Origin of the sequence: Blautia faecis, from assembly GCF_027662325.1 — a bacterium.
In the GTDB taxonomy this organism is placed as follows: Bacteria; Bacillota; Clostridia; order Lachnospirales; family Lachnospiraceae; genus Blautia_A; species Blautia_A faecis.
The window spans coordinates 42,501-66,177 of the sequence record NZ_JAQDKY010000004.1 but is presented as its reverse complement, the minus strand read 5'-3'; the positions used below and the strand labels follow the sequence as shown (position 1 = coordinate 66,177).

At 42.9% G+C, this 23,677-nt stretch carries 21 protein-coding genes, 3 pseudogenes and 1 riboswitch; of the genes and pseudogenes, 9 read left to right on the top strand and 15 right to left on the bottom strand.

Annotated features, from left to right (window positions below; all coding sequences use genetic code 11):
• Positions 1-191: 191 nt before the first annotated feature.
• The 8 genes from PGQ38_RS03520 to bsh form a co-directional block, all read right to left on the bottom strand.
• Entirely contained in the window at positions 192-851 is a 660-nt protein-coding gene (locus PGQ38_RS03520; RefSeq protein WP_118577784.1) for a J domain-containing protein, read from the bottom strand.
• Complete coding sequence (locus tag PGQ38_RS03515) at positions 835-1,689, bottom strand: DUF5685 family protein (RefSeq protein WP_118577785.1); 855 nt, start codon at positions 1,687-1,689, stop codon at positions 835-837. Before PGQ38_RS03515 ends, PGQ38_RS03520 begins: the two co-directional genes overlap by 17 nt.
• Position 1,690: 1 nt before the next feature.
• Complete coding sequence (locus PGQ38_RS03510; protein ID WP_118577786.1) at positions 1,691-2,104, bottom strand: TFIIB-type zinc ribbon-containing protein; 414 nt, start codon at positions 2,102-2,104, stop codon at positions 1,691-1,693.
• 141 nt (positions 2,105-2,245) lie between these two features.
• Entirely contained in the window at positions 2,246-3,448 is a 1,203-nt protein-coding gene (locus PGQ38_RS03505) for a class I SAM-dependent rRNA methyltransferase (RefSeq protein WP_270430825.1), read from the bottom strand.
• 316 nt (positions 3,449-3,764) lie between these two features.
• Positions 3,765-4,376 (bottom strand): ECF transporter S component, encoded by a 612-nt coding sequence (locus tag PGQ38_RS03500; protein WP_173734859.1) that lies wholly within the window; start codon positions 4,374-4,376, stop codon positions 3,765-3,767.
• Between the two features lie 348 nt (positions 4,377-4,724).
• A complete protein-coding gene (locus tag PGQ38_RS03495) occupies positions 4,725-6,353 on the bottom strand; it encodes a DUF1002 domain-containing protein (RefSeq protein ID WP_195991539.1) in 1,629 nt (542 codons plus the stop codon).
• A gap of 231 nt (positions 6,354-6,584) precedes the next feature.
• A complete protein-coding gene (lon, locus tag PGQ38_RS03490) occupies positions 6,585-8,858 on the bottom strand; it encodes an endopeptidase La (RefSeq protein WP_270430824.1) in 2,274 nt (757 codons plus the stop codon).
• Between the two features lie 199 nt (positions 8,859-9,057).
• Complete coding sequence (gene bsh, locus PGQ38_RS03485; protein WP_195991537.1) at positions 9,058-10,032, bottom strand: choloylglycine hydrolase; 975 nt, start codon at positions 10,030-10,032, stop codon at positions 9,058-9,060.
• 246 nt (positions 10,033-10,278) lie between these two features.
• Here bsh and PGQ38_RS03480 point away from each other — a divergent pair, with 246 nt between their 5' ends.
• A complete protein-coding gene (locus tag PGQ38_RS03480) occupies positions 10,279-11,514 on the top strand; it encodes a nucleotide sugar dehydrogenase (RefSeq protein ID WP_148461157.1) in 1,236 nt (411 codons plus the stop codon).
• A gap of 15 nt (positions 11,515-11,529) precedes the next feature.
• Here PGQ38_RS03480 and PGQ38_RS20430 read toward each other — a convergent pair whose 3' ends face one another.
• On the bottom strand, positions 11,530-11,631 hold the full coding sequence (locus PGQ38_RS20430) for a DUF6783 domain-containing protein (protein WP_347708969.1): 102 nt from the start codon (positions 11,629-11,631) through the stop codon (positions 11,530-11,532).
• Between PGQ38_RS20430 and PGQ38_RS20425 the strand changes: the two are divergent.
• Positions 11,587-11,793: pseudogene (locus tag PGQ38_RS20425) on the top strand (hypothetical protein); the annotation flags it as partial. The gene PGQ38_RS20430 and the pseudogene PGQ38_RS20425 overlap by 45 nt on opposite strands.
• Here the strand turns inward: PGQ38_RS20425 and PGQ38_RS03475 are convergent.
• The 3 genes from PGQ38_RS03475 to PGQ38_RS03465 form a co-directional block, all read right to left on the bottom strand.
• A complete protein-coding gene (locus PGQ38_RS03475) occupies positions 11,768-12,490 on the bottom strand; it encodes a LytR/AlgR family response regulator transcription factor (protein ID WP_226815623.1) in 723 nt (240 codons plus the stop codon). The pseudogene PGQ38_RS20425 and the gene PGQ38_RS03475 overlap by 26 nt on opposite strands.
• A 134-nt stretch (positions 12,491-12,624) precedes the next feature.
• Entirely contained in the window at positions 12,625-13,380 is a 756-nt protein-coding gene (locus PGQ38_RS03470) for a tRNA threonylcarbamoyladenosine dehydratase (protein ID WP_148461155.1), read from the bottom strand.
• A gap of 241 nt (positions 13,381-13,621) precedes the next feature.
• Positions 13,622-16,840 (bottom strand): hybrid sensor histidine kinase/response regulator, encoded by a 3,219-nt coding sequence (locus PGQ38_RS03465; protein WP_204452957.1) that lies wholly within the window; start codon positions 16,838-16,840, stop codon positions 13,622-13,624.
• Between the two features lie 55 nt (positions 16,841-16,895).
• Here PGQ38_RS03465 and PGQ38_RS20420 point away from each other — a divergent pair.
• The 7 genes and pseudogenes from PGQ38_RS20420 to PGQ38_RS03440 form a co-directional block, all read left to right on the top strand.
• Positions 16,896-17,030: pseudogene (locus tag PGQ38_RS20420) on the top strand (DUF6783 domain-containing protein); the annotation flags it as partial.
• A 78-nt stretch (positions 17,031-17,108) separates the two neighbouring features.
• Positions 17,109-17,199: riboswitch (cyclic di-GMP riboswitch) on the bottom strand.
• Positions 17,200-17,538: 339 nt separating this feature from the next.
• Complete coding sequence (locus PGQ38_RS03460; protein ID WP_204452972.1) at positions 17,539-17,745, top strand: hypothetical protein; 207 nt, start codon at positions 17,539-17,541, stop codon at positions 17,743-17,745.
• Between the two features lie 84 nt (positions 17,746-17,829).
• Complete coding sequence (locus PGQ38_RS03455; protein WP_118578232.1) at positions 17,830-18,102, top strand: type II toxin-antitoxin system RelB/DinJ family antitoxin; 273 nt, start codon at positions 17,830-17,832, stop codon at positions 18,100-18,102.
• Positions 18,099-18,380, top strand: a complete 282-nt coding sequence (locus PGQ38_RS03450) for a type II toxin-antitoxin system YafQ family toxin (protein ID WP_148461153.1) — start codon at positions 18,099-18,101, stop codon at positions 18,378-18,380. Before PGQ38_RS03455 ends, PGQ38_RS03450 begins: the two co-directional genes overlap by 4 nt.
• Positions 18,381-18,469: 89 nt before the next feature.
• Entirely contained in the window at positions 18,470-18,664 is a 195-nt protein-coding gene (locus PGQ38_RS20415; RefSeq protein ID WP_330382816.1) for a hypothetical protein, read from the top strand.
• A gap of 27 nt (positions 18,665-18,691) precedes the next feature.
• Positions 18,692-19,162 (top strand): annotated as a pseudogene (locus PGQ38_RS03445) (phage tail tape measure protein); the annotation flags it as partial.
• Between the two features lie 10 nt (positions 19,163-19,172).
• The gene (locus PGQ38_RS03440; protein WP_464146972.1) at positions 19,173-19,778 is read left to right on the top strand and encodes a recombinase family protein; all 606 of its coding nucleotides are present in this window, start codon (positions 19,173-19,175) and stop codon (positions 19,776-19,778) included.
• Between the two features lie 76 nt (positions 19,779-19,854).
• Here PGQ38_RS03440 and pnuC read toward each other — a convergent pair whose 3' ends face one another.
• The 3 genes from pnuC to rlmD form a co-directional block, all read right to left on the bottom strand.
• Positions 19,855-20,535, bottom strand: a complete 681-nt coding sequence (gene pnuC, locus PGQ38_RS03435) for a nicotinamide riboside transporter PnuC (protein ID WP_148461152.1) — start codon at positions 20,533-20,535, stop codon at positions 19,855-19,857.
• Positions 20,536-21,122: 587 nt separating this feature from the next.
• Positions 21,123-21,563 carry a GNAT family N-acetyltransferase gene (locus PGQ38_RS03430; protein WP_204452959.1) on the bottom strand — a complete coding sequence of 147 codons (441 nt, stop codon included), beginning with the start codon at positions 21,561-21,563 and terminating at the stop codon, positions 21,123-21,125.
• 437 nt (positions 21,564-22,000) lie between these two features.
• Positions 22,001-23,392: a 23S rRNA (uracil(1939)-C(5))-methyltransferase RlmD gene (rlmD, locus tag PGQ38_RS03425; RefSeq protein ID WP_204452961.1), complete on the bottom strand. Its 1,392-nt coding sequence runs from the start codon at positions 23,390-23,392 to the stop codon at positions 22,001-22,003.
• Between the last annotated feature and the right edge of the window lie 285 nt (positions 23,393-23,677).

The window sequence follows — 23,677 nt, the reverse complement described above, 5'->3', positions numbered from 1 at the left end:
TCACGTCTGCGGTATCTATATCTATTTCACGCTTTAACAGTTTAATACGTGCGAGTTTTCTTGTCAATTGATTTTTAACAAAATCTGTCATTCAAAGGTTACTGTTCTCTGGTAACATCAAAACACCTCAAAAAAGAATACTGTACAATGGCATCCTTCTCCACGGTACAGTATCATAAACTTCTACTTTATCAACAGCACAGCACTCCGCTTCCCGGACAGCACATTCCGCAAAGCGCATTCGCCAGACAAAGCTTCAGGCACATATCATCCCCTGCCACTGGCATTCCTCCAAACGGTCCCTGCTGTGTCTCATACCAGCTTCCGCCACCTTCCATCCGGTTCAGGAGCATACGGTACTGCTGATTATTCGGCTCCTGGCGCACAGCTTCACGAATATGCTCCAGCGCTTTTACATTATTCCCCATTCCCATGTTCGCCATGGAGGAAATATAATACCACTCTCCATTCTTCTGGGAAAGGGAATTCAACACATTCATAGCCTCCTGATAATGTCCGCTCTGAACAAAATTAGCTGCTGCACGTCTGCGCACACTTTCCTCATCTTCATAAGTGCTCTGGCGCTGCTGTCCTCCAAAGCCGCCAAATCCTCCATATCCATAACCACCGTATCCGCCGGAAGATCCACCACTGCTTCCATACTCGCGTTCTCTCATGATCTGCTCATATGCCTGCTGTACTTCCTTAAACTTCTCTTCTGCCTGATCCTTGTTCGGATTGTTAATATTCGCATCCGGATGGTACTTCCGGCTTAACTTTCTGTATGCCTTCTTTATTTCTTCATCTGTTGCATTTCTGGAAACTCCCAGTACGCTATATGGATCCAACATGTTCTTTCTCCCGTTCTTCCCTGCGTTTCCTGCTCACTTCCTCGAAGCGGCACCACACACCGGAATATAAAATGTTCCGAAGAATATCCCCATATTTAATAATAGGAAGCTTCTCGAATTCTCTGCAGGTTTCTGCCATCATCATCATAAGGATCTGGCGTACTTCCCCTTCAAACCCTTCCATTGTATATTTTTCTGCGAAAGGATTGTAATCTTTATTTTTCACATCTTCTTCCACATCATCATATGCATCCAGAAGATAGATGAATTTGCCAAGATAAAAGCCAATTCTTCGAAGGCTTTTCTCCCACTCATCCTGCCTGTAAGCAAGAATCTCCTCCATAATATGCCCAAAAATCCCGGACATTCTGTCTATATCTGTCTCTCCCTGTTTCTCCAAAGCGGAAAGCTCATCCAGAAGTTCGACGATCCGCTTCGCCTTATCTGGATAAAGTTTTAACAGACGGTTATTTTTCCCCTCGAGAAGCCTGGCGTAACCAAGCTTCACATATTTTCTGTCATCGTTCCAGTCATCCAGACATTTATAATAAGTTAAAAGTATATTCATGTCTGCACAGTATTCTGTCATCACATTCTTTCGAACTGGCTGTTTTCTCACAGGATGAAGAATGCATCTGGTAGTGCCCTTGTACGTCTTTGGCTCATAAAGGCCGGAAAGAAGCATGATCACAAAAGTCATATCATAGCTTAATGTAATCTGGCCGGATATCCCGTATTTCTCACGCAGTTCCCTGCAGAGTCCGCAGTAAAAGGTTCTGTACATGTCAAAATCCTTCATCTTGATCTCCGGCTTGTTCATTACAATATATCCAAACATATCAGCGCCTCTTTATAAATTTGGTATGACACTTGGGACATTCAATCTCCACTTTCTTAAATCCGCCTCTGGGAATACGGATTTTCTGACCGCAGCCAGGGCAGCTGTAAATATGATAGTCCTTGCGCTGGCTCATCATTCGCTTCTCTTTCTGGAAACGGGCTCTTAACTTATCTGTCATCTGAAGATACTTCTGATTCTCCTGATAACGTTTGGAAATATTTTTTGAAAAAATCCTGAAATAAGTATAAACAATGGCAGCCATCCCAAACAGATCCAGAAATGCGCCGATTCCACTTCTGGTCCCAGTAAATAAGGTGAGCACAATAGCAGCCAGTGCTACTCCCATAGTGAATCTTGCAAACTGATCCACTCCGTTGCGTCCCTGCATAAATCTCATAAATTTTTCTTTCAATAAAATACCTTCTTTCTTGTGAACTTATCTTCCTGGAATAAGTTTCTGTCGCTCTTTTGTTATTATATTATTTCCCTATCCCTGATTCTGTACATTCACTATTATGGTTCACAAAACAACCAGCAATCATTCCGTCTTTTCCTATCTGTCGCTGCAGACTTGAAAAATGTAAAATTTCAGATAATAAGATTCATCAGCAGACCATAAGATCGGATGATCTGGTGCCTGGGTGCGATATTCTACCTGACGGAGACGTTTATGCACATTTCTGGCAGCCTGCCCGATGGTCTGGGTAAAAAGCTGGTAATCCATAAAATGTGAACAGGAACAGGTTGCAAGGAAACCGCCGTCTTTCACCAGCTTCATGGCACGAAGATTGATCTCACGATAGCCTTTCACTGCATTCTTAACAGAGCTTCTTGACTTGGTAAATGCAGGTGGATCCAGAATTACCACGTCATATTTCTCGCCTTTCTCTTCCAGTTTCGGAAGAAGATCGAAGACGTCCTCACAGATAAATTTTACAGAATCAGAAAGTCCGTTTAAAGCTGCATTGGCTGTAGCCTGATCAACTGCAAGCTGTGAAGCATCCACACCAGTTACTTCTTTCGCTCCTGCATATCCTGCATTTAAAGCAAAAGAACCAGTATGGGTAAAACAGTCCAGAACTCTGGCATTCCTGCAAAGCTTCTGGATTGCCAGACGATTGTATTTCTGATCCAGGAAAAATCCTGTCTTCTGACCGTCTTTTACATCCACCTGATATTTTACACCATTTTCCACAATTTCAACCAAGGTAGGGAACTCTTCACCAATAAAGCCCTTATATGGCTCCATTCCCTCCTGCTTACGTACTTTCACGTCACTTCTCTCGTAAACGCCGCAGATCCGGATACCATCCTCTGCCAGAACTTTCTTCAGAAGTTCCACCAGCATCTCTTTATAACGGTCGATTCCAAGTGCAAGGGACTGTACCACCAGCACATCAGAAAACTTGTCCACAATAAAACCCGGCAGAAAATCTGCCTCTCCGAAGATCACGCGACAGCTTGAAGTATCCGTTACTTTCTTACGATACTCCCATGCATCCCGCACTCTTTTCTCAAAAAATTCCTCATTGATCACAGTATTCTCATCTCTTGAAAGAAGACGTACCACAATCCTGGAATTCGTATTGATAAATCCTCTTCCCAGAGGATATCCGTCAAAATCATGAACCAGTACAATATCTCCATTTACAAAGCTTCCCATAATAGAAGCTACTTCATTATCAAAAATCCACATTCCGCCGGATTTCAAAAGACGTCCTTCTCCCTTTTTCAGGGTTACTACTGCCAGACTCATAGCACTACTCCTTTGCTTTTGCGATTTAGGTAACATTGTAGCACACAATTTCTCAATTTGCCAGTGTTTCCAGGGGTTCTGAGAAAAAGTCATAAAAATTTCACTAATCTTAAAATTTTATAAACTGCCAGCCATTCATCTTCTTTTTTTAACAGACATCTCAGTCTCATTAACAACACAAAAAAACTCCGGACTGCCTGAACTCGCTTCCTATCGTCAGATTCTAAATCTGACTTTCAATGGCGGTACACGGTTCAGACATTCCAGAGCTTTCACTTATCTCATATTCTGACTTTTCCAGAAGGTTATTTTCTTCTTATTTCGCATTCGCTGCAGCTACATGTACGTGAATCAGATTTGCCTTAATAAGAGCCGGACGAACTGCATTGTAAATAATCACAACCAGGATTGTAGATACAATTGCATTTACAAATGTAGCACCGGCGCTTAATTTCGCAAGGATGCTCGCTACTTCCTGGGGCTGACCAAGAATGTACTGTTTGTAGAAATAGCCAACGATGGGATCTGCGATCACATTAAAAGCAAGACCTGCAATGGAAGCGATCAGACTCCATTTGAATACGTATTTCTTGTCGTTCGTCTCATTGATCTTTGCAATCTTGTGGGCTACAAGGCCTGTTATAAGACCGATGCAAAGCTTCAGTACAAAGGTCTTGGGTGCTCCTGTAATATAAACCGGATCCATAAGGTCTGCGATAGTCATTCCAATAGAACCTGCAAGACCGCCGTACCAACCGCCAAGAAGCAGAGCTCCAAGCACGCAGAAGGTATTTCCGATGTGAAGAGAAGTAGCATCTCCACCCGGTACCGGAATCTTAATCTGCAAAAATGTAAAAGATACATAGCAAAGTGCTGCAAGAAGTGCAGTCTCTGCAAGTTTCATAATGGTAGAATTCTGTTTGTTCATAGGTTTCTCTCTCTTTCCCGGAAACCTGGTACATATTGAAAAAACATTCTGCAAGATGTGCCTCACAAGTTGCAGGAATGATTTCTCAAACAAGCTCCAATGTTTCCTGTTTAATCACTGCTTTTTATACTGCAGTATCTAATTAGCACTTATCATAGCGAGATACTGGTATGTCTTCAATAGACAGTTTTGATTATTTTTAAGAGGACAGTTATTTTCTGCAAAAAAAGGTACAGTCCCCAATATCCCACTGGATATCAGTTTCTGTACCTTTTCCACCAGCAGACATGTCATCTCCTGGAGCATCAACACATACTATTCAACAGTATTCTTCCGAATTCAGGTCTGTTATTCTTCGTAGGACTCTTCATCAATAGTCTCGTCATAAGACTCATCGCCTACTTCATCTGTAGCACTTTCATCTGTTGTCACATTTTCAGAGCCGTCAGCTGAATCACTGGATTCTGAACTCTCACCATAAAGTTTCTCAAAGAACTTCATAGTATCTTTATACAGGGTATCTTTATCATCAGAAGATACTGCATCGCCAAGAACATCAATATCCTCAGAAGACTCACCATCATCGATCACATCAATGCCGAAAAGTTTCTTCATCTCTTTATCCAGCATATTCAGTTCTGGTGTAATGTATTTCTCAGTTCCATCCTCCTGATAGGAAACAGCACCATTTCCAAGGATACCAAGGTATTTCTGAAGAACCTTGATGGAAAGCTTGTTGGCTGTGTCGGAATCAAGTGTTACAGTAACTGCAGCATCATCTCCCATTACTTCGTAAAGAGCATCCTCATCACCGCTGTACTCTCCTTGACAGAAGGTCTTCGCTTTTTCAAATTTCGCTTTCGCATCATCGCCAAGGAAATCTGTATTCAGCTGGGATATATCTGTGATCTCTGCGGAAGAATCACTGCCATCACCAGTATCTGTTCCGCCAACTTCACTGATGTCACCATCAGCTGACTCATCTGTACTTCCATCTGTGTTCTCGCTGGAATCATCAGAAGCCGGAAATTCTTCCCAGGATTCTTCACCGGATTCGTCTGCAGCTCCAGTCTCCTCAGCAAGTCCCGGATCCTCTGTAGAACTCTCGATAACATTGTCACCAAGAGCACTCTGGTCTACATTATCCACAATACTGTCCTCATCATCTGATGAATCACTGCTCTCCTCTGCCTTTCCTGTTACATTGTCATTTACACGCTCCAGAGTTTCCTGCATCTCAGAGTAATCATAGTCCTGCTGGGAAATCTGCTGAAGCAGGTTTACGATGGTATTAATCTCATCATCTGTAAGAGTTACATTGTTATTATTGGAGATATTTACAACAATATTGTAGATATCGTCTGCATTCTGAACATTGTCTGCAATAACCTGCATTTTCGCCTGGTTGATAACAGTGGTAGCGTCATTCTTTCCTACAGAATCAGCAAGATTACCTGTAACTACCATCTCCTCAGTAGCAAGCTTCTTCTTGGTCTCATCAAGTTTCTGTCCACTGGCAGTCTCATATGCCATCTGGATACCGGTCAGTGCTCCTGTACCGGATACTTCAAACGGGCAGGCAGCAACAACCTCACAGTTGGTAACACCAGATGTGGAAAGGGAACTTGCGATCATATTGCAGGTAACCCAGTTCAAATTGGCGGTACGAACCTTGATACCACCGGATGTGGTAGGCTTCACATAAGCACAGCTCACTGTTCTTGTACCAATCTGCTCCAGCGGAACATAGGAACTTAAGTGATCCCTCTCATCCTGATTGGTAACGTAGATAATCTGTGCCTGGCTGGAATCTACTTTAAAATATTTCAGCATGGTGTTCTTCTGCTCATCTGAAAGATCTGCGCCAAGTGTAACAACCTTCATAGCATCTGCCATAGCCGGTACCGTGGGAACCAAGCTTCCCATAACCATTGATGCGCTGCAGAGCAGCGTAGCTAATAATTTACCTTTCTTCATAACTTTTCCTCCAACTTTCTGTCTGGGTTATAATCTGATCTGTAATGAAAGCCTCATACTCTGTAACAGCTTCCATGCACTGCACTTCTGTCTTTGCAGTTGTTTCATTTAGTACACTTATTATAACATACTTCTTATAGTTTTTGTAATTTTAATTGTTAATTCTCTCTTTGAACATGAAAATATGTTTTGGTAAAAAAATTATTATATCAGCAGCTTTTCCAGAGCCTGTTACCGTGCAGGCTGTAAACAGTAATCCAGAACCTCCTGCACGGTCTTAACTGGTGTAATCTCAAGCTTCTCTTTTACCTCATCGGCCACATCATCAAGATCATCCATATTCTCATATGGAATAAACACATGCTTTACGCCAGCTCTTTGGGCAGCCATCAGCTTCTCCGGCAATCCGCCAATAGGCATAACACCGCCGCGAAGGGAAACTTCTCCTGTCATTGCTATTTCTGCTGGTGCAGGCTTTCCTGTCACCAGAGAGGATAATGCAGTTACCAGCGTGATGCCTGCTGATGGGCCATCCTTGGGAACTGCTCCTGCCGGCACATGGATGTGAAGATCATTTTCCTTGAATTTATCTGCAAATTCCGGATAGAGGGACTTCACAAGAGTAATGGCAATCTGGGCGGACTCTTTCATCACATCTCCAAGCTGTCCGGTAATGATCACCTTTCCATCGCCTTTTGTAAAAGAAGTTTCGATAAAAAGAATTTCTCCACCAGCACTGGTCCAGGCAAGACCGGTTACAACTCCAGGCACTGGGTTTTCCAGAATCTTCTCATGATGAATTCCATGTCCCAAAAATTCTGCTACACGCTTCTCACTTACCGTAATGCTCTTCTGCTCACCCTTTACCAGCTTCACAGCTGCATATCTGCATAACACATCCATCTGCTTCTTCAGTCCGCGGACACCAGCCTCCGCTGTATACTCTTCAATAATGCGGCGGATTGCCTCATCTGTCACCTTCAGATTCTGGGCTTTGATTCCCATGCTCTTCATTGCTTTCGGCAAAAGATGACGTCTCGCGATCTGAAACTTCTCTACTGCAGTATATCCAGGAAACTGGATTACTTCCATACGATTGAGCAATGGCTCAGGAATGGTATCGGTGGAATTGGCTGTACACACAAAAAGCACATTGGAAAGATCATAAGGAACATTCATATAATGGTCTGTAAAGCTTCCGTTCTGCTCCGGATCCAGCACTTCCAGAAGAGCACTTGCCGGATCACCGCCGTAATCTTTGGCGAGCTTGTCCACCTCATCCAGTACCATAACCGGATTTGCAGCTCCGCTTCTCTTCATTCCTTCCATAATCCTGCCTGGCATAGCACCTATGTAGGTTCTTCTGTGTCCTCGAATTTCCGCTTCATCACGGATTCCACCAAGACTGATACGCACGTATTTACGGTGAAGCGCACGGGCAATACTCTGTCCGATACTGGTTTTTCCAGTTCCAGGCGCACCTACAAACAATAAAATGGAACCAGACTGTTTCTTATTAAGAGCCATAACAGCAAGCTGCTGGATAATTCGCTCTTTTACTTTTTTCAACCCATAATGGTCTTCATTCAGGATTTCTTCTGCCTCGTTCAAATCAATTTCAGCAGGTTCCTCTGTCTTCCAGGAAAGACTTGTAGCAAAGTCCAGATAATCATACAGCATACCATACTCATGGCTGTCTTTTCCTTCCTGCTTCATGCGGTTCAGCACCTTTTCAGCTTCTTTGCGTGCTTCCTCATTCATGCCGGATTCCTGGATTTTCTTCTGGAAACGGCGCACATCAGAAATATTCTCCGGATGCATTTCGTCCAGCTGCTGCTGAAGAAATTCGATCTGCTTCCGGATAGCGGACTCCCGGTAAACTTTCTCATTGGAGTTCTTCTGCGCAGTCTCAGCTTCCTCACTGACACGGAAAATCTCCATCAGCTCATAGACAGCCTCTTCCATCAGATGCATGCGTTCTTTCCTGGAATCCACCTCGATCATATGGTATTTTTCTTCCCAGGAAAGGCTCATGTAACCAGCCAGGGCACTGACGGCTTCCGGATAGCTTTTCCAATGGTAGATCATGCTGCGTACCCAGACGCCCAACTGAAAGCCTTTTGCAAAATCCATCAGTTCTTTCTTGATCTTATCAAATTTCTCCTTTTCTTCTTCCGGGGAGATATCCTGGATATCCGGAAGATCTACCGCTTCTGCCTGAACCATGCTGTCAGTATATTCTACATGAGTCACCTGCACTCTTCTTCTGGTAGTAATCTTGACGCTGCCTTCCTCGTCTATATTCTCAATGATTCCCATCACGCCCACTGGAAAAATATTTTCCATGGAAATTTCCTCTGGGGCTATTTCTTTCTTCTGTAAAACGAAGAGAATTTCTTCTCCGATATTCTGTTCTTTAATTCTGCCTTCCGGAAACATATCTTTTTTAAAGAAAAATGTAACTTCCGGTAAAAGAAGAAGTTCATAAACTGGTATTGTAATCATACATGTTTCCTCCTTGTATTGTTAGCACTCCTTTAATATGAGTGCCAGATTTATTCTATAGAAAATGGCGAACTCATATGAATTCGCCATCTGAATCTATGATAGTTCATTATAGCACTAAATTAAAATTTTGCAATAAGAATCGAACATTCTTTCTGGAACATGGTAGTTTTTTGAAACATTTATTTCGAAACGAAAGCTAATTTTGCATTCTGATCTGTTCCCCTTTTATGGGCGCATAGGTATAAAGCTTCTCACCATCCAAATCCGCCTTGTACATATCCACAGCACTGATCTGGTGATTGTCGTAAGTATTATAATAATAGATTCCCTTATCTGTATTACAGCAGGAAGTATATAGCGTAATCTCATACTTGTCTTCTCCCAGCTTGCAGCAGCCTCTCTGCTGGTCTACGCTGCCAAGAATGTGGAAAAACTGGCTTACACTTTCTTCTTCTGAATCCCCGGACAGAGAGTTCATTTTTACAAAGGCCACCCGCACAAATCTTGACTGGGAGGAGAGATCTCCCGGCAGTCCCATGCCACCCATTCCCCGGCTGTACTGATTCAGTTCCAGATTTTCTGAAAACGTGTTACTGCGGTTTTCCACAGCCAGCTGCATATAATTGTTCAGATTAAACATCTGATAGTTAAAGGGCGGATTGTTTGTGAGGACACCTACTGGATTATCATATATTTTCATTCCCTCTTCCAACGACTCCAGGGTAATACATTCCTCTTTGTCCGCAATAATCCAGTGCAGCTGCGCAACTGGCAGATCAGGAAGAAATGGGGTGTCAATCAGGTTCATATTCTTAAGAAGCTGGCGTGCTTCTTTCACTGTAGCACATTTTCCCAGAATCCATGGGATCAGTTCGAACTGAGTGATATTGTCTTTCCCCTCTACAGGCTTCTTGTAGCTGGCATTTCCAACGAAATTAAGGCCGGCGATTCCAAGACCTTTCTCATTGACCGCATCATAATACAGAGGATAGTTCTCCATAACACATGCCATTCCGATCATGGCATAATGATTTTTCAGCTGACCGCCTTCTCTTAAGTCAAATACATAATTTCTAGGCGTGATCACTACCTGGTCTCCATAGGAAATCTCATAATCCAGAGTTCTTCCAAAATAGAAATCCTTTGTTTTATAGGTTGCTGCTGTACACATATTCTGTTCCTCCATTCATCAGAGACTGTTTAAAAGTCAGTTCTGTATTACTGTTCACTGGTAACGTTCTGTAATCTGCATATTCCAAAAAGTTCCCAAGGCGTTGTATTTTCCAGTCTGTCATGTTATTATTTATAAAAATTGTGCATGAACGGTTCATCATTAGTGTTATATATTGTAGCACAAACTGTGAAAATTTAAACTCTTTTTTCCCGATTTCACACTTTTTTAAGAAAGGAACTTACCATGAATAAATCTATTGCAGTCGCAGGTACCGGATATGTAGGGCTTTCTATTTCTGTACTGCTGGCTCAGCATAATCATGTTGTTGCAGTTGACATAATTCCGGAGAAGATTGCTTTGATAAACCAGAAGAAATCTCCAATCCAAGATGAATATATCGAAAAATACCTGTCGGAAAAGGAACTGGATCTTACGGCCACCTCAGACGGAGAATCCGCCTACGCAGAGGCTGATTTTGTGGTAGTGGCCACCCCCACCAACTATGACAGCAGGAAAAATCATTTCGACACTTCCGCTGTTGAAGCTGTACTAAGCCTGGTCACAAGGGTGAATCCTGCTGCCACAATTGTGATCAAATCTACGATTCCTGTAGGCTACACAGAATCTATCCGAAAGAAGCTTCACAATAACAATATTATTTTCAGCCCGGAATTTCTCCGAGAGTCCAAGGCCCTGTACGACAATCTTTACCCAAGCAGGATCATTGTCTCCTGTGATGAACACACCAGAGAAGCAGCTCATACTTTTGCAGCACTCCTTCAGGAGGGTGCTCTTAAAGAAAATATCGACACCTTGTTCATGGGATATACGGAAGCAGAAGCTGTAAAACTTTTTGCCAACACCTATCTGGCACTTCGTGTTTCCTATTTTAATGAGCTGGATACTTACGCGGAAATGAAGGGGCTGAACACCCGCGATATTATCAATGGAGTCTGTCTGGATCCCCGGATCGGAACTCATTACAATAATCCTTCCTTTGGCTACGGCGGCTACTGCCTGCCTAAGGACACCAAACAGCTTCTTGCCAATTACAACGACGTTCCTCAGAATATGATGTCCGCAATCGTGGAAAGCAACCGTACCCGAAAGGATTTTATTGCTGATCAGGTACTGCAAAAAGCCGGCTATTACAACTACAATGAGGACAACCTTTATCAGTCAAGCCTGGAAAAAGAAGTGGTTATCGGCGTCTACCGCCTCACTATGAAGAGTAATTCCGATAATTTCCGGCAAAGCAGCATTCAGGGTGTTATGAAACGGATCAAGGCAAAAGGCGCCACTGTCATCATCTATGAGCCCAATTTGGAAAACGGTTCCACATTTTTTGGCAGCAAGGTTGTAAATAATCTGGAAGAGTTTAAAGAAAAAAGCCTGTGTATTCTGGCGAACCGTTATGACAAGGTCCTGGACGATGTGAAGAAAAAGGTTTATACAAGGGATCTGTTTTCCAGGGATTAAGAAACGAAAGCGTGTCTAAAAAAGGCTTTCCGCAAGATTTACATCACAATTTGTGGGAGATTTTGCCCGGATGAGGGCGCCGCAGCGGGCTGCGTAGGTCGAATTCGAGCAAAATATACCGCAATCTGCACCATACAAAAACAGGCAGGAAACATAGCGATCAAGAGAGCAATAGCTCCGTTTAATCACTGTGTTTCCTGCCTGTTGTCTATGAAATCCGTTTTTTATTCACCATACTGGCAATTGCTCTCTTTCAATTGCCGGATGACTTTATCCTGAAATAGTGATTATAAGCATCCAGCACATCCTTACGTCCTCTCACGCGAATGGGAACCCGTTCTCCATTTCGGAGTAAAAACTCCTCTTCTACATCTGTAATGTGATCCATATTTACCAGAAAGCTTTGGTGGCAACGCAAAAAACGGGGATCCTCTATCTTTTTCTCAAGATTCCCAAGTTTTTCCGCAGTTTCAAGCACCGAACCATCCAGCATATGTAAGGTTACTGTATGGCGGTCACTTTCCAGGTATAAAATTTCATCCACGAAAGGATAACGATACTGTCTTCTGCATTTCACGGAAATCCGCCTGCGAAGCTCAGACTTCAGCAGTCTGTTTAAAATTGCTGTGGTCTGCTTCTCTTCTGCAGGTTTCAGAAGATAGCCGGATGCTTCTACCTCATAACTTTCAAGCGCAAAATCAGGTGAAGCAGTCAGAAATACAATAGGCGCTTTTACTCCCAGGTCACGCAGCTTCCGTGCCGTGTCCATTCCATTCAGATCGCCCATATAAATATCAAGAAAAATCAGATCTGGCCATATATAGCCCTCTTCAATGTCTGCAAGGAGGCTCTCTCCAGATTCATATTCCTGGATCTGCGCCTCCCTGCCATTTGTCTGAAAGTACACCATCAACTGACGCTTCAGCACAAAACGCTCAACTTCCACGTCGTCACATATGGCAATTCTGTTTACCAAAGCTCTCCCAAAGCCTCCTTGTACTTGACTAGTTTATTATAACACAACGTTCCCTCTCGGGGAGAAATCTGCATAATCGTCACGTTTCAGAGCATAATCCTCAATTACCTGCACTCCCCACTTTGTGGGATCTTTCAAGGCTTGCAAAGATCCTTCACAACCTCTCCGGCAATGATCAGTCCTGCAACAGACGGCACAAATGCTACGCTTCCCGGAATATCACGACGCTCTGTACATTTGTGCTTGGCACCTGGCGGGCAGATACAGTGGGTTCTGCAGCTGATGGACATATCCTCTATCGGTCTTGTAGGGATTTCCTCGGAATAAACCACTTTCAGCTTACGGACGCCACGTTTCTTCAGTTCGCGGCGCATAACCTTGGCAAGAGGGCAGACCTTAGTCTTATAAATGTCCGCAACTTTAAACTGGCTTGCATCCAGTTTGTTTCCGGCACCCATAGAACTGATGATCGGAACCCCTTTCTCCTTCGCCTTCATGACAAGGGAGATTTTTGCAGTAACGGTATCTACTGCATCTACAATATAATCATATTCTTCAAATGGAAAATCGTCTGCATTCTCCGGCAGAAAAAAACACTTATGTGTCTCCACCTTCACGTCCGGATTGATTTCCAGCATACGCTCTTTCATAACATCCGTCTTGTATTTTCCCACTGTTTTTCGCGTTGCTATGATCTGGCGGTTCAGATTCGTAAGGCATACCTTGTCGTCATCGATCAGGTCAAAAGCACCTACCCCGCTTCTCACCAACGCCTCACACACATATCCGCCAACACCGCCGATTCCAAATACTGCCACTCTGGCACCGGCAAGCTTCTTCATCCCCTCTTCTCCAAGAAGAAGCTGGGTTCTTGAAAACTGATTTAACATAAATTTTTCTCTCCTCAATGAAAGACAGGCAACAGACTTTCAAACAGACATTTCTCTTTCAATAAGAAAACTGCGGTCTGTTCTATCTTCACATAAAAAGCCTGGGAAGCTTATCCACCCAGACTTTTGTCCACATTACCTTTCGGAAATATTTTATAATGACTGTGTTTTTCTGTCAATTATTTTTTCGCCTACACATAAATAAATTACAGCGTTCCTGTTCACTCCGTTCGCAGTATCATTACAGCCATTTTTTCAAAACATCACTCAGCTTATTCATATCCAGCGGCTTTGCGATATGTCCGTTCATACCTGTATTTTTTGCCAGCTGTACATCTTCTGCAAAAGCATTGGCAGTCATGGCAACAATTGGCAGTTCTCCTTTTTCACCGGGGAGGCTTCTAATTGCTGCGGTTGCCTGATAACCATTCAGAACAGGCATTTGGATATCCATAAAAATAAGGTCATACCGGTCTTTTGGAGAAACCTCCACTTTTTCAACTGCAATTTTTCCATTTTCGGCTGTCTCAACTTCTGCCCCTGTCATCTGCAGGATTTCCACTGCAATTTCTCTGTTTAACTCATTATCCTCGACCAGCAGAATCCTTTTTCCTGTGTAATCTGCTTCTGACAGATTCTCCAGATAATTCCTTGCTGTTTTTTCTTTTTTGTCAGAAACAAACTGCCGCAGTGTAGCGGTCAGCCTGGAACGGAATAACGGTTTTGCAATAAAAGCATCTACACCTGCTGCCTTTGCATCTTCTTCAATCTCGCTGAACTCATAAGATGTCAGTACAATGATGGTAATCTCCTTCCCTATCCGTTTCCGAATCTGTCTGGCAGTTTCTATGCCATCCATATCCGGCATCTTCCAGTCCAAAATAACAGCAAAGTAATCATTTTTTAGCTCATGACGTGTATAGCAGCGCTCAACGGCTTCTCTGCCGGAGAGGACCCATTCGCCTGTAATTCCAATCTCCTTCAATGTCGCAACTGTACTTTCACAGCATGTCTTATCATCATCCACAACCAGAACCGGCAAATTCATCAGATTTTCATCCTTTTCTTTCTCTTTTTCCTGAAGTTCAAGATAAATTGTTACCGTAATTTTAGTTCCCTTGTGTAAGGTGCTGTCCACTTTAATATTACCATTCATCAGATTTACAATATTTCTGCTGATTGCCATTCCCAGACCAGTTCCCTGAACTCTGGTTGTCCGATGGTCATCTGCGCGGCTGAATGGATCAAACATGATTTTCTGGAATTCCGGCGACATACCGATTCCATTATCCTCAATCGTGAATTCATAGCATCCAAGCTCCGAAAATCCATTTGGCTTTTCCTCTATGGAAAAAGTAATATTCCCGCCATCCGGTGTATACTTGATCGCATTACTCATCAGATTCACAAATACCTGCTGAATCCTCAGACTGTCACCGCAGACATCCTCATGTTCAATATGATTAATGTGTATATCAAAATTATGTTTATGTTCATCAAGCACCGGTCGCGTAAGTGTAATAAGATTATCCACCAACTCTGACAGATTGAAATCTTCCTGTGCCAGTGTCATTTTTCCACTTTCAATACGTGCCATATCCAGCACTTCATTGATCAACCCAAGCAGATGACGGCTTGATTCTGTAATCTTGCTGAGACATTCAATAACTCTGTCCTGACTCTCAATATTTGCTCCGGCGATTGCTGTCAGACCCACAATGGCATTCATCGGTGTTCGGATATCATGGGACATATTGGAAAGGAATTCTGTTTTTGCACGATTTGCATTTTCTGCGGACCGGTAAGCCTCTTTCAGTGCCTGACGGGATTCAATCTCTGCTTTCTTCTCCTGTGTCACATCCATGGATGCCAGCAATACCTTTTCCAGCTTTCCATTCTTCCATTCCAAGGGAATATAAGAAGCGATTTTATAAGTCTTTTCATCCAGGCTGCAATACTCAAACTTATAAATATCATTTTCGCTTTTCAGATTTTCCCGGATATTTTCCGGGGCTATCAGAATATCTATAGCTTCCAACGGTTCCAGTGTCTTATACTTTTCAAGAACCTGCATCTGAAAATCATGATAGAAGCCCAGAGGTTTATATATCATCTGTCCATTCAGATTGTAGAATTCATATCTGTCATTTTCCAGATCACAGACAACAAAACGGTCAACCAGACGCACTATGCTCTGAATCAGCTGCTCCATGGAAGCATTATCCGCTGCCATCTGCAGATGCCGTGCGCTCTCTACCTTTGCCTCCGTAATATCCCGCAGAAAAATCATGGCATATTCTGAATCCTCTATCTCGCCACGTATGATCACATTACGGACCCATCGTTCTTCTCCCTTCAGAGTGATTCGGCACTCCAAAGACAATTCGGTTTCCAGACCCTTCAGTTTTTCCGCAATATAGCCACGATCATAAAAAGCAGATACTGCCTTCTTATCTGTTTCCACAACATAGGAATCCACAAAATGCCGGATCAGTTCATCCCATGTATGACTCTGTTCAAAAACAGTCATTAGGGACGGTTCAACCTTAAAGGTATCAAATGTGTTTGCTTCCAGGTTAACATAATATTCGCACAGATCTGTTTTCGTAAAGGCACGGTGGAAAGCTGCTGACTTTTGTGCCTGCATAATTTCTTTTTTTTCCGCATCAATATTAATAAAAATCCCGGCAATCCTGCTGGCAGAACCATCCAGCCGGCGTATTACTTCTGCTGATGCCCGAAACCACTGGTACTGATGATCCTTCATTCTCATACGGTACTCTACCTGGTATTTTACCTGATTCGTCTTATCCGCAATTGCCGCCTGAAGCTGCATCATTACTCTTTCTTTATCCTGTGGATGCAGAAGATCTGACCAGGATTCCAGTTTATTCGGAAAATCCAGAGTATCATGATAGCCAAGCATTTTTCGGAACTCATGGCTCCAGTTTGCATTCACAATCTCACTGTTTTCGTCACAGTCAAAATACCAGAAGCCGGAACGGATAGCCTCATTGATCAGTGCCAGATTTACATGATCCCAGTTGACCTGTACGGACATAATCCAGATCTGTCTGCCTGCTTCATCTGTCGCATCCTCTTTATAAAGCCGTACATTATTCACTGTACCGTCCGCTGTAAGAATCTGCGCTTCCCCGGCTCCGTGGATCTGCAAAAAACGGTCTCGATCCAATATACTTATATCCTTGCCGTAAAAAAAATTCTTCAATGAGCCTTTTGTCTGCTTCATAAAAGAATCGAACGTATGTCCTATACTATGTAGCAGCAGATTACTCACAGACAGAATAGACAGATTTTGGTCATAATATCCGGTCAACATACCTACCCCGCCATTATTTTCCAGTGTTTTCTGTATTGCCTGTGATAAATCCTGTGTTTGTCCAGGTACAGTCTTGTTTAAAGAATATATTTTATCCTCATAATTTTCCTTATATAACATTTTATAAAAACCCTCACTCTGTTTGATGCGTGTTTGAAAAAGGCTTTCTGCAAAATGTGGCGCGCAGATTGTAGGAATGCTTTTTCAACCACGCTCCAGAACATGCTCCGGCAAGTTCTCGTACATATTTTGGCATATAAAAAGGACACCTGACAAACATCCTGCCAGTGTCCCTGCTACATCTTTTTAAACTCACACATCCATATACATATAGTATAAAAGGTATCGGAATCGCTTCCGTTCTCACGTCTTTTCTATATATGGAAACAGCAGCAACCGGCTGACATGGTCAGACTTTCTGACTTTAGCCCCTTCTGGCTTTGCGTCCCTGCCTTTCAGCAAGTTTGCCTTTAAATAAATCCCATTTTTCATCAAAAATAAAATACCATGAAGTTTCCGATGCGTCAATAATATTTTGATAGAAAATCTGTGTTTATGAACCATTCGCAAAGTCGAAGATGTCTCGCACAATCGTTACTCTGTCTTTGTCATATTCCCCGAAGTTCTGAATCATGCAGCCACCACCAACAACTACATATAAACGCATCAGCTCCGGATTTTATTCCCGTTCTCTCAGCTTATGAAAGATTTCTCTTGTGTAATCACTGGCAGCCTTACGGATTACAGCCAAATACTTTTCTCCGATGTCTGCTGTCCCGGTACGGATCACCTGTTCAATCTATAGAATGTCCAGACGGATGTGGAGTCTAAAAAAACTTCACGCAACTGACCGCCCGATGACCACACCCTTGTTTCTGCTTCGCTGCGTACAGCTCGGAATCTCCATCCGGGATCTGGATCTTCTTACGATTGGGATGGTGAACGACATGTACGCAGAAAGCAGCAATGATGAGTACAAAGGCTATGCGCAGATCGCTACGCAGATGGATTTTGATGCATTTTAGCAAATTTATGTATCTTATATAATGACAGTGTATTGACATTAGACACGCATTTGAATATACTATACTTGAATGGAGGTGTTCTGTATGGCAACAACTAATTTAAATATTCGTACAGAGAAGGCAATCAAGGATCAGGCGGAGGAAATCTTCAATGAGCTTGGTCTGAATATGACAACTGCTGTAAATATGTTCCTGAGAACCGCTATCCGTGAGCATGGTATTCCTTTTGAATTAAAACTGGAAGTACCGAATGATACGACAGCCGCTGCCATTGAGGATGGCAGAAAAATGATGAAGGATCCTTCTGCTCCGCGTTATTCCAGTATGGATGCGCTTAAGGCAGCTCTCGACGTATGAAATACGACATTCAGTTTACCAATCAGTTTAAAAAGGATTTGAAGCTTGCCAAAAAGCAAAATAAAAATCTTGATAAGCTGTTTGAGGTAATCGATATTCTGGCGAATGGCGGTACGCTGGATGCAAAATACAGGGATCATGACCTTACAGGAAACTATAAAGGCACGCGTGAGTGTCACATCGAACCGGACTGGTTGCTCATTTATGAGATTCAGAACAACGTTTTAGTACTCATGCTTTACAGGCTTGGTACGCACTCAGAACTATTCAAAAAATAGATTTAAAAAACAGAATAGCAATTCAGAAAGCATCTATCAGAAATGGTAGGTGCTTTTCTTATGCCCAAATCCAGGAAAGGAGGTGCGCTATGGCGGGAAGTAGAATCAAGGGTATCACGGTCGAGATCGGTGGCGATACTACCAAGCTTCAGAGTGCCTTAAAGGGTGTCAATTCAGAAATCAAGAATACGCAGTCACAACTTAAGGATGTCGAAAAGCTCCTGAAATATGATGCTCTTCAGAGGGAGATCATCGAAACGGAAGAATATCTCAAAAAGCTGTAAGCGCAGGCCAATCAGTCTGCCACTGCTGTGCAGAAGATTGCTACTGCTGGTGAAAACCTGAAGTCTGCAGGCGATAAGGTTTCCTCCACCGGCGAAAAGCTCCTTCCTGCCTCTGCTGCAGTTACAGCTCTTGGCGTTGCTGCTGTAAAAACAGACTCCGATTTTGATTCTTCTATGAGCCAGGTAGCCGCCGTGTCTGGTGCAACCGGAGATGATTTCGATAAGCTCCGTGCAAAGGCTCATGAGATGGGTGCGAAAACCAAGTTCTCAGCATCCGAGGCTGCGGATGCTATGAACTACATGGCGATGGCTGGATGGAAAACCTCCGACATGCTGGATGGTATCGAAGGTATCATGAACCTTACTGCGGCATCTGGTGAGGGCCTCGCCACCACATCGGATATCGTAACCGATGCACTGACTGCATTTGGTCTGACAGCCAAAGATTCTGGGCATTTCGCAGATATCCTTGCAGCGGCAAGCTCTAACGCAAATACAAAGGAAATGGATGATTGACGACTGCGAAGCCGAAAACATCGACATGATTATCACCAAGTCCATCAGCCGATTTGCCAGAAACACGCTGGACTGCCTGAAATACATCCGCCAGCTGAAGGATAAGAACATTCCCGTCTTCTTTGAAAAGGAAGCCATCAATACAATGGATGCCAAGGGTGAGGTCCTGATTACGATTATGGCTTCCCTGGCGCAGCAGGACTCACAATCCCTCAGCCAGAATGTGAAGCTGGGGCTCCAGTTTCGGTACCAGAATGGCCAGATACAGGTAAATCACAATCACTTCCTCGGCTACACCAAAGATGCAAATGGAAATCTCATCATCGATCCGGAACAGGCAGAGGTGGTAAAGCGCATCTACCGAGAATACCTGGAGGGCTATTCGATGGATCGGATTGCAAAAGGTCTGGAAGCAGACGGCATCCTCACCGGCGCTGGCAAAACAAAATGGTGGACCAGCACCATCAACAAAATCCTCCGAAACGAGAAATACATCGACGAGGCCCTGGTAAAGCGCTGGCTCGATAGAATCACCGTCTGGGAGGACCACTTCACTGTGGAGCTTAAGTCCGAACTAAAAATTGATATTGATGAATAATCCTAATAGATGCACAACACCCTCTCGACCATGATGGCCGGGAGGGTATTTTCTACATCCACAAACCAGAATTGTCTTAACACTGTGCTGTTTCTCTTTTCTTCCAACATATGAATCCATACATGTCATTAAGAAAAAATATCAAGAAATTTACAACCACTGGAATATACCCCGGGTCCTTAATTGATGCCAGTATCCATAAGATAATCAGCACGATGTCATTCGATGCATATCCCAAAGCATAATAGGAAGACCGTAACATAGTGAGTGATGCAGCAAAAAAACTTGTTACTACCGAAATGGTACTAAATATCAGATTCGGCGTGTTAAGTTTTTTTAGTAATATATAAAATGCAATTGTCACTGCCACATTGCAAAGAACAAGAACTCCTGCTCCTTTTCTTGTAATTTTTCGTATTTCTACTGTTCCATCACTACTGTTTCTCGCATTTTTCAGCCATGTCACAATCGACCAAACAGACATCGGAAGTGACATAAATAAGTAAGTAAACATCTCTCCCCAGTAGCGAAAACGGTATGATATTATCGCATACTGGATGCAGAAAATCGTCATCAATATCGGTGCCCATACATTTCCCTGTGCGGCAAATATCAGTGAAGTTACACCAATACAAGTTGCAGTAAGTGTCAAAGCATCTACTCTTCCTGCCATAATATTGGACATAACAACAATAGCAATAGACACGAACCAAAGTGCCCATTCTCTTTTGGTCATTCTTTTAAATGGATTATTCATTTTTCTAATTCCCTTCATACGTTGATTTGAGACAACAGGAAATTAGATATATTTTATACCTGTTGTCTCTTAAAATTGGATACCCTTTATATGCTTCTCTTGCGAAGCAATGGCACCCTTCTGCATATGAAGGATTGCATAATTACTTTCGTGAAATTGATAATATCCAAAAAACATAATTTTATCCTCTATAACGCTCTGACAAATCGCGATTCACCGAATTTTCCCTTGCCATCTAATCCACTGCCTCAAATCGTGACATCTAATCCGAGGTTACAACCTGACACACATTTTGCAGTAGATATGTTTCCATATAAAACAACCGAGCTTTTTCAGGAGTTAGGCTTCTATTCCCAACTTCCGAAAAAGCCCGGAAATACGCCGCTTTCTGGCACTTGATTTTATTTTCTTGACATCAAGACTACCGTCTCAACATGCGTTGAGACGTCTGAACTGCTCTCTTTTTTACTCGTTGGTTTGCGAAAATATGTCCAACGTCTCATCAGTTTGTGGAAACATATCAATGGATTACAGCTTCTCCATTGTATGTTTTTGGTACAGTTAACTTCTAGAATAACCTACTTACTTCAACGTATCATTTCAATGATAAATTGTTCTGTTCCCTCTTCCAATTGCCTTACTCCACTTGGAGTAAAACCGTGTTGCAAATAAAAGTGCTGCGCTTTTGTATTCTTCTCAAGAACCCATAGTGAATTACAATTCCTACTTACGGCAAAATCTAATAATTTACCTCCGATTCCCTGATCCACGAAAAACGTATCTACATACAATTCCAAGACTTGCGTTCCCTGAATATGAATGAACCCCTTAACAAAATCATCTTCATATACATAAAATTCCTTAAGTATCTCTGAGTGCTCGATGTATTCTTTTGCCAACGGATAAACTTGTATTTCACCAAATGAAACCATATCATCGTGAAAAATTTCTCTATAGTTCATCCGCTTGGAGAATACTGATATCTCAGCAATTCTCGATGCATCTCTATCTATTGCTCGTCTTATCATGACTAATTCTCCTTTTTGTAATAAACTGAAATTCATCAGCATCTCTGCCTTCCTCTTTTATTCCGCAGGGATTATTTCGCCTCGGTTAGATACGTCCCCCATCGCTGAAACCATCTCTACCAGACCATTCCATCAACTTCCGATTTAAACAATTCTCCACATATCTAATCCACTGTCTCAAATCGTGACATCTAATCCGGGGTTACAACCTGACACACATTTTGCAGCGGATATGTTTCCATATAAGAAAACCGAGCTTTTTCAAAAGTCTGGCTTCAAATCCAAACCTCCGAAAAAGCTCGGAATCTATGTTTTTTAATTTGTCTACGCCACGCCGGATGCGCTACGGAAGCAAAGCTTCCTACGCTTATCCGCGGCATTCGCCGCATACAGCCCATCGCATAATGGTGCCTTTGTGAGCAAGCTCCCACAGCACCTTATGCTCGGTCTGTGCGTGGCTCATTGCTAACGCGTGACATCAAGACTACCGTCTCAACGTGCACCGTCTCACAAAACTGATCCACGCTGCAGCTGCGCTGAACCTCATAACCAGCTGCCAGAAATGCAGGTAAATCTCTTGCAAGACTTGTTGGTTTGCAGGAGATATAGACGATGTTTTCTACTCCATATGCCAGGATCTTCGGCAGCGCTTTGGGGTGGATTCCATCGCGAGGGGGATCCAGAATGATCATATCTGGTTTTTCAGTAAGATCATCCAGGACTTTCAGGACGTCACCTGCGATGAAACGGCAATTGGTGAGACCATTTAAGGCGGCATTTACTTTTGCAGCTTCCACAGCTTCCTCAACAATTTCCACGCCGATAACCTCTTTCGCAACAGAAGCAAGAAGCTGGGCAATAGTTCCAGTACCGCTGTAGAGATCAAATACTTCTTTGTCCTTGGTGTCACCAATGTAATCACGCACAATAGAGTACAATACTTCGGCTGCCAGTGAGTTTGGCTGGAAGAAGGAAAATGTACTAATCTTAAATCGCAGACCCAGCAACGTTTCATAGAAGTAATCCTGTCCATAAAGCAATCTGGTTTCATCGCTCTGCACCACATCAGACAGAGAATCATTGATAATGTGCATAATTCCCACGATTTTTCCCTCCAGCGGAAGAGCCAGAAGCCTTGATACCAGCGGCGCATAGTCGTACTCTGCCTGGCTTGTGGTGATCACATGTACCAGAATTTCACCAGAGGTCACACCGCGGCGCAGAAGCAAGTGGCGCAGATAACCAGTATGCTGCATTTTCTTATAATGCACAGCCCCAAGCTCTGTAAAAAAGTCCAGCACACTGGAAAGGATCGCTGTCATATCCGGATGCACCAGCTTGCAGTCAGAAGCTGTCAGTACGTCGTAAGTGCTGCCTTTCTTGTGCAAACCAAGAGAAAGAGGACCATCTTTATATTCATCTCCAAAGGAAAATTCCATCTTATTACGGTAACCAAATTCAATAGGACTTCCGTGGATTCCTTCCCAGTGAAGGTCTGTATCACTACCTACTGCCTCCTGGAGAAGTCCTTTCACCTGAGTTTCCTTCATTTTTAACTGTTCTTCGTAGGACATTGTCTGGTACATGCAGCCACCGCATGCCGGAAAAATCTTACATACAGGCTCTCTTACCTCAAGGGGAGAATCCTCCAGAACCTCCAAAAGCCTGCCTTCTGACCTACCCGAGCGCTTCTTATTGATCATAAAGCGAACTTTCTGACCTGGAATTCCATTTTTTACAATTACTTTTTCTCCATCTATGTTCACATATCCCTTGTTGGGGAAATCAACTTTCTCGATAATTCCTTCGTAAATCTCTCCTTTTTTCATAAATCCTCCATAAAATAATTATATATAGATCGTAACTATTCCGCAGCTATCTTTTATATATAATGCTGTCGCTAATGGATTACTGTTCACTGGTAACGTTCCGCGAGGTGTTTTTTTGTGAACAAAGTTCACAGAAAACCCGAAAATTGCGGCGCGAAATCATGTAAATGCATGATTTCTATGCATCGCGAAGCGTATTACTATGAAGATACAGAACAATTACCTTAAATCAAAAATAAGGTATACGGGGGAGCATAACTGCTATATGCCCGTATACCTTTTCAT